Consider the following 723-nt stretch of genomic DNA (forward strand, 5'->3'; position numbering starts at 1 on the left):
GATAAAGTCCATATAATTGTGTAAAAGATAAAAGGCCATGTAACAGCCCTTTTACGGTACAATGTTTTTAACCACAAAAACATACCCAGGAGGACGTTACATGACCCAAGTACATTTTACACTGAACAACGAAGAGGTTCAAAGTATTATTGAACATTCGGTAAAAGATGATGTTTCTAAAAATATTTTAACCACTGTTTTCAACCAATTGATGGAAAATCAACGAACAGAATATATTCAAGCCGATGACTATGAACGTTCAGAAAGTCGTCAGAGTCAAAGAAATGGCTATTATGAGCGAGACTTTACGACTCGTGTGGGTACACTCGAATTAAAAGTGCCTAGAACACGTGATGGTGAATTTTCACCGACGGTGTTTGAGCGTTATCAGCGAAATGAAAAGGCACTGCTCGCTTCAATGCTTGAGATGTATGTTTCGGGCGTTTCGACACGTAAAGTTTCAAAGATTGTTGAAGAGCTATGTGGAAAATCTGTATCGAAATCTTTTGTTTCTAGCCTGACTGAGCAGTTAGACCCGATGGTCAACGAATGGCAGAACCGTTCACTCTCAGGTACGAATTATCCTTATCTGATGACTGATGTTCTCTACATAAAAGTCCGTGAGGACCATCGAGTGCTTTCTAAAAGCTGCCATATTGCGATCGGGATAACAGAAGGTGGCGACCGTGAAATCATTGGCTTCATGATTCAAAATGAAGAAAG

At 39.7% G+C, this 723-nt stretch carries 1 pseudogene; it reads left to right on the top strand.

Annotation, left to right across the window (positions count from 1 at the left end):
* Nucleotides 1–100: 100 nt before the first annotated feature.
* Nucleotides 101–723: pseudogene (locus tag DVW83_RS14845) on the top strand (IS256-like element IS1542 family transposase); the annotation flags it as partial.

The sequence above is a fragment of the Enterococcus sp. VV15 genome, from assembly GCF_005236045.1.
Classification (GTDB): Bacteria; Bacillota; Bacilli; order Lactobacillales; family Enterococcaceae; genus Enterococcus_B; species Enterococcus_B durans.